The sequence below is a fragment of the Burkholderia mayonis genome (assembly GCF_001523745.2).
Lineage (GTDB): Bacteria > Pseudomonadota > Gammaproteobacteria > Burkholderiales > Burkholderiaceae > Burkholderia > Burkholderia mayonis.
This window is the reverse complement of the sequence record NZ_CP013387.1, coordinates 1-13053: the sequence shown is the minus strand read 5'-3', so window position 1 is coordinate 13053 and position 13053 is coordinate 1. Positions and strand designations below refer to the sequence as shown.

Sequence of the window (13053 nt, the reverse complement as noted above, 5' to 3'; positions counted from 1 at the left end):
TCTATCGAACCGGGCCGCGCCGCCGACGTCACACCGTCCAGTCGAGAATCACCTTGCCGCTTTCGCCCGACAGCATCGCCGCAAAGCCCTTGTCGAACTCGTCGATCGGAAAGCGATGCGTGAGGATCGGCGACAGATCGAGCCCGCTCTGCAGCATCGCGACCATCTTGTACCAGGTTTCGAACATCTCGCGCCCGTAGATGCCCTTGATCTCGAGGCCCTTGAAGATCACCTGGTTCCAGTCGATCGCGGTCTGCGCGGGCGGAATCCCGAGCAGCGCGACCTTGCCGCCGTGGTTCATCGCCTCGAGCAGCGACGTGAACGCGCTCGGCACGCCCGACATCTCGAGCCCGACATCGAAGCCTTCCGTCATGTGCAGATCGGTCATCACGTCGTGCAGCGATTCGCGCGACACGTTCACCGCGCGCGTCGCGCCCATCTTGCGCGCGAGGTCGAGTCGATAGTCGTTGATGTCGGTGATGACGACGTTGCGCGCGCCGACGTGCTTCGCGATCGCCACCGCCATCACGCCGATCGGCCCCGCGCCCGTGATCAGCACGTCCTCGCCGACGAGATTGAACGACAGCGCAGTATGCGTCGCGTTGCCGAACGGATCGAAGATCGCAGCGAGGTCGTCGGAAATCTCGGGCGGAATCTTGAACGCATTGAACGCGGGAATCGCGAGATACTCGGCGAACGCGCCTTCGCGATTCACGCCGACGCCGACCGTGTTGCGGCACAAATGACGCCGCCCCGCGCGGCAGTTGCGACAGAAGCCGCACGTGATGTGGCCTTCGCCGGACACGCGGTCGCCGATCGAGAAGCCGCGCACTTCCTGGCCCATTTCGACGATCTCGCCGACATACTCGTGTCCGACGTGCATCGGTACCGGAATCGTCTTCTGCGCCCAGTCGTCCCACTTCCAGATGTGGATGTCGGTGCCGCAGATCGCCGTGCGGCGGATCTTGATCAGGACGTCGTTGTGACCGACCTCGGGCTTCTTCACACGTGTGAGCGTGAGGCCCGGCCCACGTTCGAGCTTGGCAAGCGCTTTCATCGCGGGCCCTCCGTCAAATGACGCCGAGTGTCTTGCCGACGCGCGCGAACGCGTCGACCGCCCGATCGATCTGCTCGGGCGTGTGCGCGGCGCTCATCTGCGTGCGGATCCGCGCGCGGCCGCGCGGCACGACCGGATACGAGAAGCCGATCACGTAGACGCCTTCGGCGAGGAGCGCATCCGCCATGTTCGATGCGACCTGCGCGTCACCGAGCATCACCGGAATGATCGGGTGCTCGCCCGGCACGAGCGTGAAGCCCGCCGCACTCATCTTCTCGCGGAAACGCGCGCCGTTCGCGCGCACGCGTTCGCGCAGCCGCGCGCCTTCGTCGCTTGCGAGCAGCTCGAGCACCTTCAGCGACGCAGCCGCGATGCTCGGCGTCAGCGTGTTCGAGAACAGATAGGGACGCGAGCGCTGCCTCAGCAACTCGACGATCTCGCGCCGCGCGGCGACGTAGCCGCCCGACGCGCCGCCGAGCGCCTTGCCAAGCGTGCCCGTGACGATGTCGACGCGCCCCTCGACGCCGCAGTATTCGGGCGTGCCGCGCCCGTGCCCGCCGATGAAGCCGACCGCATGCGAATCGTCGACCATCACGAGCGCGCCGTAGCGGTCGGCCAGGTCGCAGACGCCCTTCAGGTTCGCGATGATGCCGTCCATCGAGAACACGCCGTCGGTCGCGATCAGCTTGAAGCGCGCGCCCGCCGCATCGGCTTCGCGCAGCTTCGCTTCGAGATCGGCGAGGTCGTTGTTCTTGTAGCGAAAGCGCTTCGCCTTCGACAGCCGAACGCCGTCGATGATGCTCGCGTGATTCAGCTCGTCGCTGATGATCGCGTCGTTTTCGTCGAGCAGCGTCTCGAACAGGCCGCCGTTCGCATCGAAGCAGCTCGAATACAGAATGCAGTCGTCGGTTTTCAGGAACGTGGAAAGGGCGGCCTCGAGCTGCTTGTGCACGGTCTGCGTGCCGCAGATGAAGCGTACCGACGCCATCCCGAACCCGTCCTGCTCGAGCGCCGCCTGCGCGGCAGCGATGAGGCGCGGGTCGTCCGCAAGGCCCAGATAGTTGTTCGCACAGAAATTCAGCACGTGTGCGCCACCGGCAAGCCGGATGTCGGCCGCCTGCGGGCTCGCGATCTCGCGCTCGGTCTTGTAAAAACCGTCCGCGCGAATCTGGTCGAGGGTGCCGCGTAGATGGGCGAGAAAGGCATCACGCATTGCATAAGCTCCTGATATGGGCTGCAAGCCTCGGCGCTCGTCCGCGCTCGTGGCGGCGGCAAAGCAGCTTGCTACTGTTATAGTCGGCCGCTGGGTTTAGCGTATTTTTCCTGTATTTCGAACTAAAATTCGAAATACCGAACAACTCTAAGCGAACGGAATTCAAATGGCAAGCTCTTCCGGCGCGCGGCGCACAGCCGCGCCCGCCGCCACCGGCGCCACGCCGCCGCGGGTCGGCGAGCAAATCCAGCGCCTGCGCAACGAGCGCAAACTGACGCTCGACGATCTGTCGCGCGCGGCGGGCGTGTCGAAATCGATGCTGTCGGAGATCGAGCGCGACAAGGCGAATCCGACGATCGCCGTCGCGTGGCGGCTCACGAACGCGCTCGGCATCAGCCTCGACGAACTGTTCGCACAGCCGAAAGCGCCCGAGACGATCCGCGTCGACGGCCCGCACGACATTCCGACGCTTGCCGGCCACGACGCGCAATACCAGTTGCGCGTCTGGGGCCCGATCGAGCTCGCCGGCAAATTCGAGTGGTACGAGCTGACGCTGCCGGCAAATGGCGCGCTCGCGTCGAATCCGCACGAGCCGGGTACGCGCGAGCATCTGACGGTGCTGAACGGCGCAATCGAAATCGAAGCAGCGGGCGTCACGCGTCGCCTGAAAGCAGGCGACACCGCGCGCTACGCGGCCGACGGGCCGCACGCGATCCGCAATGCGGGCAAGAGCGAAGCGAAAGCGCTCCTCGTCGTGATCCATCGATAGCACGGCGTCTAGGGCGTGTTCACACTATCGAAGGGCTTCGACAATCAGGGCGAAGTTGATAAAGGCAATGAACATCAGATCGAGTTTGTCGAAGCGCGAGAAGATGCGACGAAAGCCCTTCAATCGACGGAACAGCCGCTCGACTTCGTTGCGACGTTTGTACATTTCCCGGTCGTACTCCCAAGGCTCGACGCGCGTGCTCAACGGAGGAACGACCGGGATGAAACCGAGATCGAGCGCGAGCTGTCGGGTTTCGTTACCTTCGTACGCCTTGTCCATCAGCAGGTGCAGCGGCCGATTCGGCGGTCCCAGGCGTTCGAGCAGTGCACGTCCGTGCGGCGCATCGCCGGCTTGACCGGGCGACAGTGCGAACGTTATGGCTGTTCGAGCATCCGCGGCAACCATATGAATCTTGGTTGTCCATCCTCCACGGGACTTGCCGATAGCTTGGGGTCCATTTTTTTTAACGCACCGGTGCCGTCAGGATGAACCTTCACGATCGTGCTATCCAGCGATACCGCTTCAATTCGGACGCGAATAATCTGTGCGCGCTGCAACTCCGTGAACACTCGGTCCAGTACGCCGTTGCGAGACCAACGATTCATGCGCGTGTAGATCGTATGCCAGCGACCGAAACGTGGCGGCAGGCCGCGCCATTTACATCCGTGCTCAGCAACATAGAGGATCGCGTTGAGCACTTGCAGGTTCGGCAGGCTCACATTGCCTCGCTGTCGCGGCAGGCAATGTTCGATCTGTTTGAATTGGGCTTCGGAGATTTCCATCCCCGAAGCATAACCTTAAATCAATGTAGTGTGAACACGCCCTAGTCGGCCAGGCAGCCAGTTGCGCAATATGTTGCGGTAGGAATGCCCGTCACCGGGCCCCCCCGCACAGATCCCGGCGTGCGCGATTCGCGCACCGGGCTTCTGCCTTGGGTGTTTGGCGTCGAAGCGCACAACGGGCCAAGGGTGAAGGACGCGAGCACGGGGAATCCACTGCTTTGCCAGCCTTTGCATCTTCGCCCACGTGGTGTCGTCCTTCTGGCTGCGACGCCGAAGCGCCCTGCGCCAGAGTTCGATGACGTGAGCTCGGAAGGCTTTCATCGCGGGATAGTTGGTCGGGACCGAGTGGTAGTTGAAGTACCCTTGAACCACTTTCCGCAACCACGTCCCTTGCTCGGGGATCGAGTGGTGCCATCGGTGCCGCAACTCCTCTTTGACTGCCCGCAGCGCGGCCCGTAGCCGGTCTCGCCGGGTCTTTCGCCAGAGCATGAACTTACCGTCTCGGGCGTGGCCGCTGATGTGGGTGAATCCTAGGAAGTTGAATGTCTCGGGTTTGCCCAGTCCCCGCTTGACTCGGTTCTGCGCCGCAAAGCGTCCGAACTCGATCAGACGGGTTTTCTCCGGGTGTACCGACAGCCCAAATTGCTCCAATCTCGCTTGCATGGCTCGCTTGAACCGCTCGGCGTCCCAGCGTTTGTCGAACCCGACAACAATGTCGTCGGCGTATCGAGTGATGACGACGTTCCCCTCGGCGTGGCGCTTGCGCCATTGATTCGCCCAGAGGTCGAAGACGTAGTGCAGGTGGATATTCGCCAACAGGGGCGAGATGGCTGAGCCTTGCGGCGTCCCCTCGTCCGTCGACTCAATCACCCCGTCTTCCATCGCACCCGCTTTCAGCCATTTACGGATCAGTCGAATCACACGTTGGTCGCCGATTCGGTGCTCGACGAACTTGATCAGCCATTCATGGCTCACCGTGTCGAAGAAGCGACTGATGTCGGCATCCAGTATCCAGTTCACGTTTGTGCGCGCGATTCCCGTTGCCAGTGCATCGAGCGCATCATGTTGACTGCGCTTTGGGCGGAAACCGTACGAGAAACCTAAGAAATCCGTCTCGTAGACTGCGTTAAGCACTGCCACCAGTGCGCGCTGGACGATTTTATCTTCCAGTGCAGCAATGCCCAGCGGGCGTAGCTTCCCATCCGACTTTGGTATATACCGCCTCCGGCTAGGGAGTGCCCGATAGGCTTGGCGATGTAAGCGCCCGTGCAGATCGTGGAGATTTCGCTCCAGGTCTTGTTCGTAGTCGTGCCACGTCACGCCATCAACGCCAGCCGCCGCCTTCCGTTTCAGCCAGAAGAACGCCGTTTCCAGCAGCTCGATGTCGATCAGATGGAACAGCGCCGTGAACTTCTCCTTCTTCCTTTGCCTTGCGGCTTGGCGCACACGGTCTAGCCGCTGGGACACGCTTATCCGGCTCTGCGTCCGGCGCATGTGTGACCAGCCCGTGTTCCCCTTGGCCCCACCCCTTGGCTCCACCGGCTCCGCCCCCGGTTGCCCGGGTTTGTTCGCCCGCTTCGTCGCTACTATGGGTGAGTCCGACTTCTCCCGTTCGTTCACCATCGGCTTCGGCTCCTCACCTTCCCGATGCGGACCGCTCGGCGATGTTGCCGCCGGCGGTCAAATGGGAGATCTCCCGGTTCCCGCATAGAGATCGTACTGACATGCCAGGCTCTAAGACCGCGCCGAGTCCACACGGTGCTCGCGGTAGCGCGCCGTGTGGTTTTGCCTTCCGCATACAGTAGTGCGTCAGCACTCGGGTCTATAAACATTTCGTGGCTCAATGGCTGGCCTATCAGCACCCCTGTCAACGCTTCGCAACCCGCCTCGCGGCTGGCTACGCATGACTCGGGGACATCGTGAGTCGCTAACTCTTACAACGTCGGGGACTTGCACCCCTTGATCTCTACCGGTCTCCCGGCGCACACTGTATATTTGTACAGTATACGCGAAACAGGAGCCCGCGATGACCGAACAGGATTTGGCCGCGCTCAGCTTCAAGGCTGCGGCGCACGATATGGAAACGATTGTCCGCCACATTGCCGAGCGCTATATCCGGCAAGGCGTTCCGTTGACGTGGCGGCTCCTGCACGCGATCGAGGCCGAAGCGCTCGCCGATCTCGGCTTCGCGAGCCGGCACGATCCGATGGTGCGCTGCCTCTTCGACCGTCCGGCCGAATTGTGCTTTCCCGAAACCGACGATCTCGTCGACTTCGGGCGGTCGAACGCGCTGCCCGCGGTGTTCTCGTTCGCGGTCGCCGCGTACGAGCGGGCTGCGAACGCACAGAACGGCGCAAAAAAGGCGCCGGCGCGCCCCGCGCGCGCGTGGGGCGACTAGGCAGGCGGCTGTGTTCGGCCGAGCGCTCGCGCCTCGCATGCACTTCGATCGATTGCCGGCAGCGAGATATCTGCCGGACATTCGCCGCCCACGCGAAGCCCTTTATCGAGCGAACGCGACACGCTATGATGAATTGCAACTAACGGAATAAATGACATGTCGCCGTCCATTCTGACGAGTCCTTCTCCGCCGTCCGACATACCAAGCGATCTATTCGATCGCGATACGTCGGACTGGTTCAGCCATCCGGACACGGCATTCGATGCTTGGCTGGCAGCCCAAGAATTTCGCCGCTCGTCGGCCGACGTCTACCGCGCACAATGGGGCGCGTTTCTCGGCTGGCTCGCGAAACGACAGAAGAACCTCGCGGCGGTCGATACCGAGACGATCGCGCATTTCGTCAGCGAACTGCCGATCAAGAAGACGCAAAAAGTCCGTTATTTGAGACTCATCGAGCGCGTGCTCGATCACGTGCGCAAGAGTGAATTCGGCTCGACGAATCCTGCTCGCTTCATTGCTCAGGATGGCGAAGCAACTTGGCGTAGCGCGCACGACAACGAGCCGACGAGTTTTCTGGCGCCCGCCGAACGCGCCGCGTTGCTCGCGTATCTGTTTTCGCCGCTGCCGGCGATGGGCGCGGCGCTCTGGAAAGAACGCCGCGATCGCGCGCTCATCGCCGCATTCCTCGGCGGCGGATTGAAAACCGGCGAAGCGCGCGCACTTACGGTTAGTTGCGTAAAATTGAGTTCGACGATGCTAACGATCCCTGCCGCGCAGCCGGAGTTCACACGCGAAACGCATCTTGCGTCATTCGCGATCGCGCTATTCGACGCATGGCTCGCCGAACGCCAACGCTGCGGCATTCCGGGCGAACTCGTCTTCCCCGCAGCGCAGTCCGGCCGACCGATGCACAAGGCGACGATGCTGCGCGCAGTCGACGCGATCATCGATGCAGCCGACATCGCGCAGTCTCGCACCGCGCGCGCCAGTCCGCAGACGTTGCGCAACACGTTCGCAGCCGAACTGTTCGAAAACGGCGTCGAGCCGGAGAAAGTCGGACAGTGGCTGGGGTTCGCGCAGCCGATTTCATCGAATCGGCTGCATCGGGCATGGAAAAATTGGCGAGAAAGCCTCGCGAATGCGCTGCCGGATGCCAAATCGTTCGCCGACGAAGCACCGATCGCGTCAAGCCAGACTTGAAACCGGGGCTTTTCAGCCTCTGACAACCCTCACCTTTTGACTCCCGAATTTCCTCACCTTCGGGAAAATCGGGCGGCTTCCGTCACGAAGTCCGGGAGAAATAAGCGGCCGCCGCGAAGCGCGACGGTCGCGCCCCCGACGCGTGTTCACATTCGGGACAAAGCAATTCATAGCCGTCAGCGTCATGCGACAGTTCGGGTTCGCCGTCACCGCACTTCGGACAGCGCAGGGGCAGCGACACATGTTGGTCGAGCGACGTACCGATCGCATCGAAAGCTACCGCGTCGAGACTGCCGGCGTCCGCCAGGCGACGAATCAGCGCCGCGATCTCCGGCGTCATGCCCTGGCTGGCACGCAAAGTCTGTGCTTCCTTCACTGCGGCGGCCAATTCGTCGCCTTGCTCATGCAACTGGGCGTCGAGCCGGTCCGCACGCGCCTTCGCGGCGCTCAGCTGCTGCAGAAAGTCGAATTCCTTGCGGTTGACGTCGCGCAATCCTTGCTGATAAGTCGACGCCATGCTGCGCAACGAATCGAGCTCGACGAGCATCGGCTTCACGCGACGTTCGGCTTCCGCGATCGCATCTTTGATTTGCTGCGCGTAGTGCTCGGTGTTTTCTCTCAACTCGGCTTGCAAGGTGTCGATCCGTTCGCGTAACGCCGCATTTTGGCTCTGTTCAGCCTCGAGACGCCGATTCAGCAGCGCATTTTCATTTTCCATTCGACGAATCAGGCCCTGCAGCGAATCCTGATGGGCGAGACCTTGCGTCGACGCTGACGCCAGTTGCACCTCGACTTCAGTCAACTGGCTCTGCAACCGCTCGGCGCGCGCATCGCTTCGGGCAAGTGAGGTTTCGAGCGATTCCTGACGAATCAGTGCGTCTCGGTATTTTTGCTCGGTGGCGGCGACTTCGTCGCTGGCCAGTCGCCGTTCTGCATCGAGACTCTCACGCGCCTGTTTCAGCGCTTCTTCATAAAGTGCGCCAAGCAGCGTCCCCGCTTTTTCCTCGAGCGGCTTAGGCAATGCAGCACCCTCGAGCCTGACTTTCGACGCCGCGCGAATGCGCTCCCAAAAGTAATCGATGTCCTTCGGAATGTCGCTTGCGCTGCCGGTCTGTGTCAAATCGCGGACGTTCGCCGCAGACGGCCGTATACCGAGATCGAAGAACAGCCGCTTGCATGCATGGAGTGACAGATCTTGTCGACGTGCGCCGGACGAGCGTAATGCATCGAGTTCTTCGCGAATGGTTTGTCGGATTTTGTCGAGGGTCATCATTGCTGTTGGAAAACGATACGTATCAATCATAACGAAACACGTTCTGATTGATACGTTCCTGATGCACTTGTTGTACTTTTGCCACCAGTGAGGGTTTTTGGAGAGATCTTGTGCCGTTTCGCTTGCTTAGATGTCTCGAAACCGTGAAACAAAGCGAAGAATCGAGCTTAACTTCATGTTTTTAAAAGATTATCGGATGAGGCCCGAATAACAGCAATTGTTTCACATGTCGGGGACTGTGGTTCTCGGGGCGTATCTGGAAGCGAAATTGGAGATCTGTGGAAAACTCGTCGGGGGAGTCTTGAGAGTATTAGAAGTAAACACCTTTGAAACCATCGTTAAAAACGTTAACGCCACCAGGAAGCCTTGTTCAGCAAGGGATTGCGGCCGGGAAGGTGAAGTTTTACGGGATACAAGGTGACATCTTCCAGGAGCCGACGTGATGGGGTTCGGGGATCAGCGTGAGCCGATGCGGGAAAGATCGTGAGTGGGTTCAGGACAGTTTCCCACAGGCGAAACTGATAAAGGTGAGATTTTTCAGGGACACAGCAACGGTAAAGCCGCGTGGAGCCTGAATCGATCCATTTGACACCCACAGGCATGGGTGAGGATTTTCGGGATGCCCGTGAAGCAGCGACTCTGCCCTTCTTTTAGGCAGATTTAGGGGATAGGTGAGATTTCTCGGGATTCCAGCCCGTTTTGGTGTGAGCGTTTCCGGGAAAGAACGTCAGTAAAGGCCTGTCCGGTGGGGCTTCGTGGCCCGAAACGACCCAGAGGTGAGATTTTTCGGGAGACTGGTTTTGGCCTCGGGACTCCGGATCCTATCAATGGTGAGGGTATTCGGGGGAGTGGCCGGTGGCGCCCGATCGTGCTTGAGGTGAGGTTTTTCGGGACCTGGAAGGCGGCCGAGATTTGTCAAAGGTGAGGCTTTTCGGGAAAAGTGTGCGTGTACTTACCTGCAAAGGCCCGTAGATGCTGAATGGTGAGAGACATTTCGACACCGGTTTTCCATCAAAGGTGAGGTTTTTCAGGAAGTAATGCCGCGAGATCAACATAGGGCTGCTTGCCGAAAGGTGAGGGAATTCGGGATGGAAAATCTCGATCGCTGCTTCAGCTATGCAATGTAAGTATTTGATGCAATGGAGATTTTTTGTCACGAATGCGATGGTGAGCTTTTTCGGGAGCGTCGGGTGCATCGTCATGAGGGGTGAAAATCGTCTTGAGGTGAGACTTTGCGGGAACCAATTGCCGATGACTGCCCGTGTGCCGGTCCCGCAGCGGCGATTGATTGCTTGTTCGCGGGATCCGAATGGTGAGCTTTTTCGGGAGATGGGCCTGGATGGCGGGGCGTGAGCGGTGGCGAACTGCTCTGACCGATCCGCTTGGCGGGTCGTCGGCCTGGCCGCAGGCGGGAAGCGGGGTTCGTGGTGAGGCAAACCGGATGCGGGTCTTCACGTTGGGCAACTTCGGTATGCTGTGTGGCCCACGTCCGGCCTTGGGCCAAGTCCCCCCGGACGGTTGGCAGACCTCTTTCCGGGGCCGATGGGCTTGCGAGCGCGGCGTCGTCGAGCCGGGGCGGGGGAAATCGACGTCGGGTGTGTTCAAGCGGATGTCGATGGCTCACGCTGGTCATTTCCGCGACGCGGATCGGCCGGGTGTCGCTTCAATGCCGTGTGTGGGGGCACTGGCGCCGATGGTGAGCCACAGGCTCGTCCGGGACCTCACGTTGGTCCGGCGGGTGCTCCGAACGGGTAATCGATCGTTCGCATCACTGCTCTTGGGCGGATGGCACACATGGCTTGCTGCCCATATATTAGCGATCGCTTTCGCGTTCCCCCGGGGCCGGTTTGAGGTGAGTCGCACTGGCGCCGAGTACTCACGCCAGATCTAGGCGCGGCGATGTCCGTCGTCAATGCGTGCCGTCGCCGGCGTTTCACTGACGACGCCCTCGACTCTTCGGTTAGTCGAAGCAGCCCGGTGCGGCTCACGTTTGTCGTCACACCGGGTATCTGGTTGGTCCCTGGCCTCAATCCTGCTCATGTTTGCCGGCCCGTCGCGTTTTCGGTGAGTGGATCTAGCCTTTCGGGGCTCACGCTTGCCGTCTTGGGCGGATCTGCGGACTCCGTATGGCATCGAGTTCTGGTGGCCGGCGCTGGCTCGTTTATCGCGTCCTTTCGCGCCTGTGGCGGCTTTGCCGTTCGGTGAACCGAATGAGGCCGCACTCACTCACGTCGCCCATCGGCGCTCGCATGCCGTGCGCTACCGGGGCGCTGCTTGTATCGGACGTGCGGCTGAATGAAGCGACGTGGCCTGCTCGAGGCTTGAGCCCACGATGTTTGGGGGACGGGGCTGGTAAGTGGTGAGCCGGATCGGTTTTCGCGGCCCACTTCTGGGTCAGTTGCGTCGGCGGCAGGTGTCGGCCGCCCGTTCCGAGCCGATCCGGCGATCGTTGCGCGGGTCGTTCCGGGCGCCCGGTGCCGTTAATCGGTGCCCGTCGAGCTTCAACGCCTAATGATCCGGGGATGAGTCACGTCGGGCATATGACTTGCTGCCAATTCCGCCTGACTTCCTGGTATCCGCCGGCCGGCCGACGGCCCGATCGACATGCTGGGCATGATTTCAGTCGATATCGGTCGATCCCTCGGCTCGCCGCCCCCGAAATCGGCGCCGCGAGCCGATCGCGGACACGCCCGCATGCACGAAATTCGTCGTAGCAATTTTGCGACAAGATTTGAGGTGAGATAATTCGGGAGCCGCTGCACTGCGGAACGGGCGCGCGGGAAAACGGGCGCCCGCCGCGCTTTCCGCGGCACGCAAAGGTGAATCGAGGATGGCCGGATTTTGGACCGGTGAGCGTTTGCGGGAGCTCGATCGGGTGAGTGGCGACGAATCGCCGAGCTTCACCGGATATGGTGAGCATGCCGTTCTGGACGCGCATCACCACAGACGCTATCCTTCCGGAAACTTCTCCTCCGACCCGATGCATGGCCACAAAGCGCGCCAAGAAAACCGATGTGGATGTGGTGAGTGCTAGTTCCGCCGAATTGCGTAAGGCTGTCGAGGCAATCGCAATTCAGCCGAAAAACGGCAAGATCACCCTCCTGACTCGCAAGCTGTTCAACGTGCTGCTTGCGGTCGCTCAGCAAGCCGACGATTCCGGCGATACCTATCGCGCGCTGCTGTCGGATATCGTCGCCAACTCGGCCTTCGATTCCAACGACACGGCGCTCGTGAAGGAGCACTTGCGGCGGATGGTGTCGGTGCAGGTCGAATGGAGTACCGGCACGTCGAGCCAGAAGCCCGGTCGGAAATGGGGGATTTCCACGCTGATCGCCGATGCCGAAATTCTCGAGGATCCTGCGACGCGGCGCGTGTGGGTCGAATTCTCGTTTGCACCGAAGATCAAGAAGAAACTGCTCGACCCGGTGCAGTATGCGCGTCTGAGTCTACAGTTCCAGAGCCAGCTGCGCAGCAGCGCGGGGCTCGCGCTGTACGAAATCTGCGTGCGCTATCTGACGAACCCGAGCCATCTGACGATGCGCGAGCCTTGGGAATGGTGGCGCCCGATCCTGTCGGGCACGCCCGACACCGAGGCCGGCGACGAGGCGAAGCGCGAGTACAAATACTTCAAGCGCGACTATCTGCGTCCGGCGATCGCCGAGGTGAACGCAGTGACGAACATCTTCGTCGAACTGGTCGAGCATCGCGAAGGACGTCGAGTTGCCGAGATCCAATTCCGCGTGTCGGAGCGCAAGCAGCCGATGCTCGCACTCGACGAGCATCCGAACGTCTTCGACAGCACGCTTGTCGACCGGATGGTGAAGATCGGCATTCCGTTGAAGGAAGCGCAGACGCTCTATGCGGACAACGAGGAAAACCGGATTCGCGCCGCGCTGCAATTGACCGAGCAGCGGGTGCGCAGCACGACGCTGCCGCCCGTGCGCAGCGCGCCTGCGCTGTTCAAGGACGCGTTGAAGAAAGGATATGCACCGCCCGTCGACACGGTCGAAACGCCGCCGCCTGCAAGCGGCGGCAAGTTGGCCGCTGCCCCTGCCAACGCCGGGCGGGCGGACGATCCGAAGGCGCGTCTGCGCAGCGAGTACGACGCTTACCGGCGAAAGGAAGCGAAGCAGCTGTATGAAGAACAAGGTGACGCGGAACGGGAGGTCGCGCGCGCGTCGTTCGAATCCGACGTGTTGCCTGCGCTAGGTTCGCATCTGCGTGATGATTGGCGTCGGCGCGGACTGGACTCGAAACTCGTCGAAACAGCTTTTTTCGACTGGCTCGCTCAAAAGACCTGGGGCGAACCGACCGACGGCGATCTGCTCGCCTTTACGCTGAGCCAGTCCCGCGCGGCTTGA

General features: G+C 61.3%; 9 protein-coding genes. 4 read left to right on the top strand and 5 right to left on the bottom strand.

Features of this window, described 5'->3' with window-relative positions; translation table 11 throughout:
• Positions 1 to 28: 28 nt before the first annotated feature.
• Both tdh and WS70_RS18755 read right to left on the bottom strand, forming a co-directional pair.
• Entirely contained in the window at positions 29 to 1057 is a 1029-nt protein-coding gene (tdh, locus tag WS70_RS18760) for an L-threonine 3-dehydrogenase (RefSeq protein WP_059472328.1), read from the bottom strand.
• 13 nt (positions 1058 to 1070) lie between these two features.
• Positions 1071 to 2270, bottom strand: coding sequence for a glycine C-acetyltransferase (locus WS70_RS18755; protein ID WP_059472329.1), 1200 nt, complete (start codon positions 2268 to 2270; stop codon positions 1071 to 1073).
• A gap of 166 nt (positions 2271 to 2436) precedes the next feature.
• On the opposite strand from WS70_RS18755, the gene WS70_RS18750 reads away from it, so the two are divergent.
• Positions 2437 to 3039 (top strand): helix-turn-helix domain-containing protein, encoded by a 603-nt coding sequence (locus tag WS70_RS18750; protein ID WP_059472330.1) that lies wholly within the window; start codon positions 2437 to 2439, stop codon positions 3037 to 3039.
• A gap of 24 nt (positions 3040 to 3063) precedes the next feature.
• Here WS70_RS18750 and WS70_RS18745 read toward each other — a convergent pair.
• Both WS70_RS18745 and ltrA read right to left on the bottom strand, forming a co-directional pair.
• Positions 3064 to 3821 (bottom strand): IS5 family transposase gene (locus tag WS70_RS18745; RefSeq protein WP_108034010.1). Its coding sequence is split into 2 segments (ribosomal slippage): positions 3064 to 3506 and positions 3506 to 3821, totalling 759 coding nucleotides; the frame shifts between segments, so codons are not numbered across the junction.
• 15 nt (positions 3822 to 3836) lie between these two features.
• Positions 3837 to 5444 (bottom strand): group II intron reverse transcriptase/maturase, encoded by a 1608-nt coding sequence (gene ltrA / locus WS70_RS18740; protein ID WP_082722330.1) that lies wholly within the window; start codon positions 5442 to 5444, stop codon positions 3837 to 3839.
• A 403-nt stretch (positions 5445 to 5847) separates the two neighbouring features.
• Between ltrA and WS70_RS18730 the strand changes: the two genes are divergently transcribed.
• Together WS70_RS18730 and WS70_RS18725 are read left to right on the top strand one after the other, a co-directional pair.
• Positions 5848 to 6219 (top strand): DUF2471 family protein, encoded by a 372-nt coding sequence (locus WS70_RS18730; RefSeq protein ID WP_059472331.1) that lies wholly within the window; start codon positions 5848 to 5850, stop codon positions 6217 to 6219.
• A 156-nt stretch (positions 6220 to 6375) separates the two neighbouring features.
• Positions 6376 to 7419: a tyrosine-type recombinase/integrase gene (locus tag WS70_RS18725; RefSeq protein WP_059597705.1), complete on the top strand. Its 1044-nt coding sequence runs from the start codon at positions 6376 to 6378 to the stop codon at positions 7417 to 7419.
• 82 nt (positions 7420 to 7501) lie between these two features.
• On the opposite strand, the gene WS70_RS18720 is transcribed toward WS70_RS18725, so the two are convergent.
• The gene (locus WS70_RS18720) at positions 7502 to 8689 is read right to left on the bottom strand and encodes a DNA-binding protein (protein ID WP_059472349.1); all 1188 of its coding nucleotides are present in this window, start codon (positions 8687 to 8689) and stop codon (positions 7502 to 7504) included.
• Between the two features lie 2987 nt (positions 8690 to 11676).
• Between WS70_RS18720 and WS70_RS18710 the strand changes: the two genes are divergently transcribed.
• On the top strand, positions 11677 to 13053 hold the full coding sequence (locus WS70_RS18710) for a replication initiation protein (protein WP_059472334.1): 1377 nt from the start codon (positions 11677 to 11679) through the stop codon (positions 13051 to 13053).

What these genes read in the sequence shown, in the direction of transcription:
- tdh (WP_059472328.1), bottom strand. Translation starts at nt 1,057, where the DNA reads ATGAAAGCGCTTGCCAAGCTCGAACGTGGGCCGGGCCTCACGCTCACA.
- WS70_RS18755 (WP_059472329.1), bottom strand. Translation starts at nt 2,270, where the DNA reads ATGCGTGATGCCTTTCTCGCCCATCTACGCGGCACCCTCGACCAGATT.
- WS70_RS18750 (WP_059472330.1), top strand. Translation starts at nt 2,437, where the DNA reads ATGGCAAGCTCTTCCGGCGCGCGGCGCACAGCCGCGCCCGCCGCCACC.
- ltrA (WP_082722330.1), bottom strand. Translation starts at nt 5,444, where the DNA reads ATGGTGAACGAACGGGAGAAGTCGGACTCACCCATAGTAGCGACGAAG.
- WS70_RS18730 (WP_059472331.1), top strand. Translation starts at nt 5,848, where the DNA reads ATGACCGAACAGGATTTGGCCGCGCTCAGCTTCAAGGCTGCGGCGCAC.
- WS70_RS18725 (WP_059597705.1), top strand. Translation starts at nt 6,376, where the DNA reads ATGTCGCCGTCCATTCTGACGAGTCCTTCTCCGCCGTCCGACATACCA.
- WS70_RS18720 (WP_059472349.1), bottom strand. Translation starts at nt 8,689, where the DNA reads ATGACCCTCGACAAAATCCGACAAACCATTCGCGAAGAACTCGATGCA.
- WS70_RS18710 (WP_059472334.1), top strand. Translation starts at nt 11,677, where the DNA reads ATGGCCACAAAGCGCGCCAAGAAAACCGATGTGGATGTGGTGAGTGCT.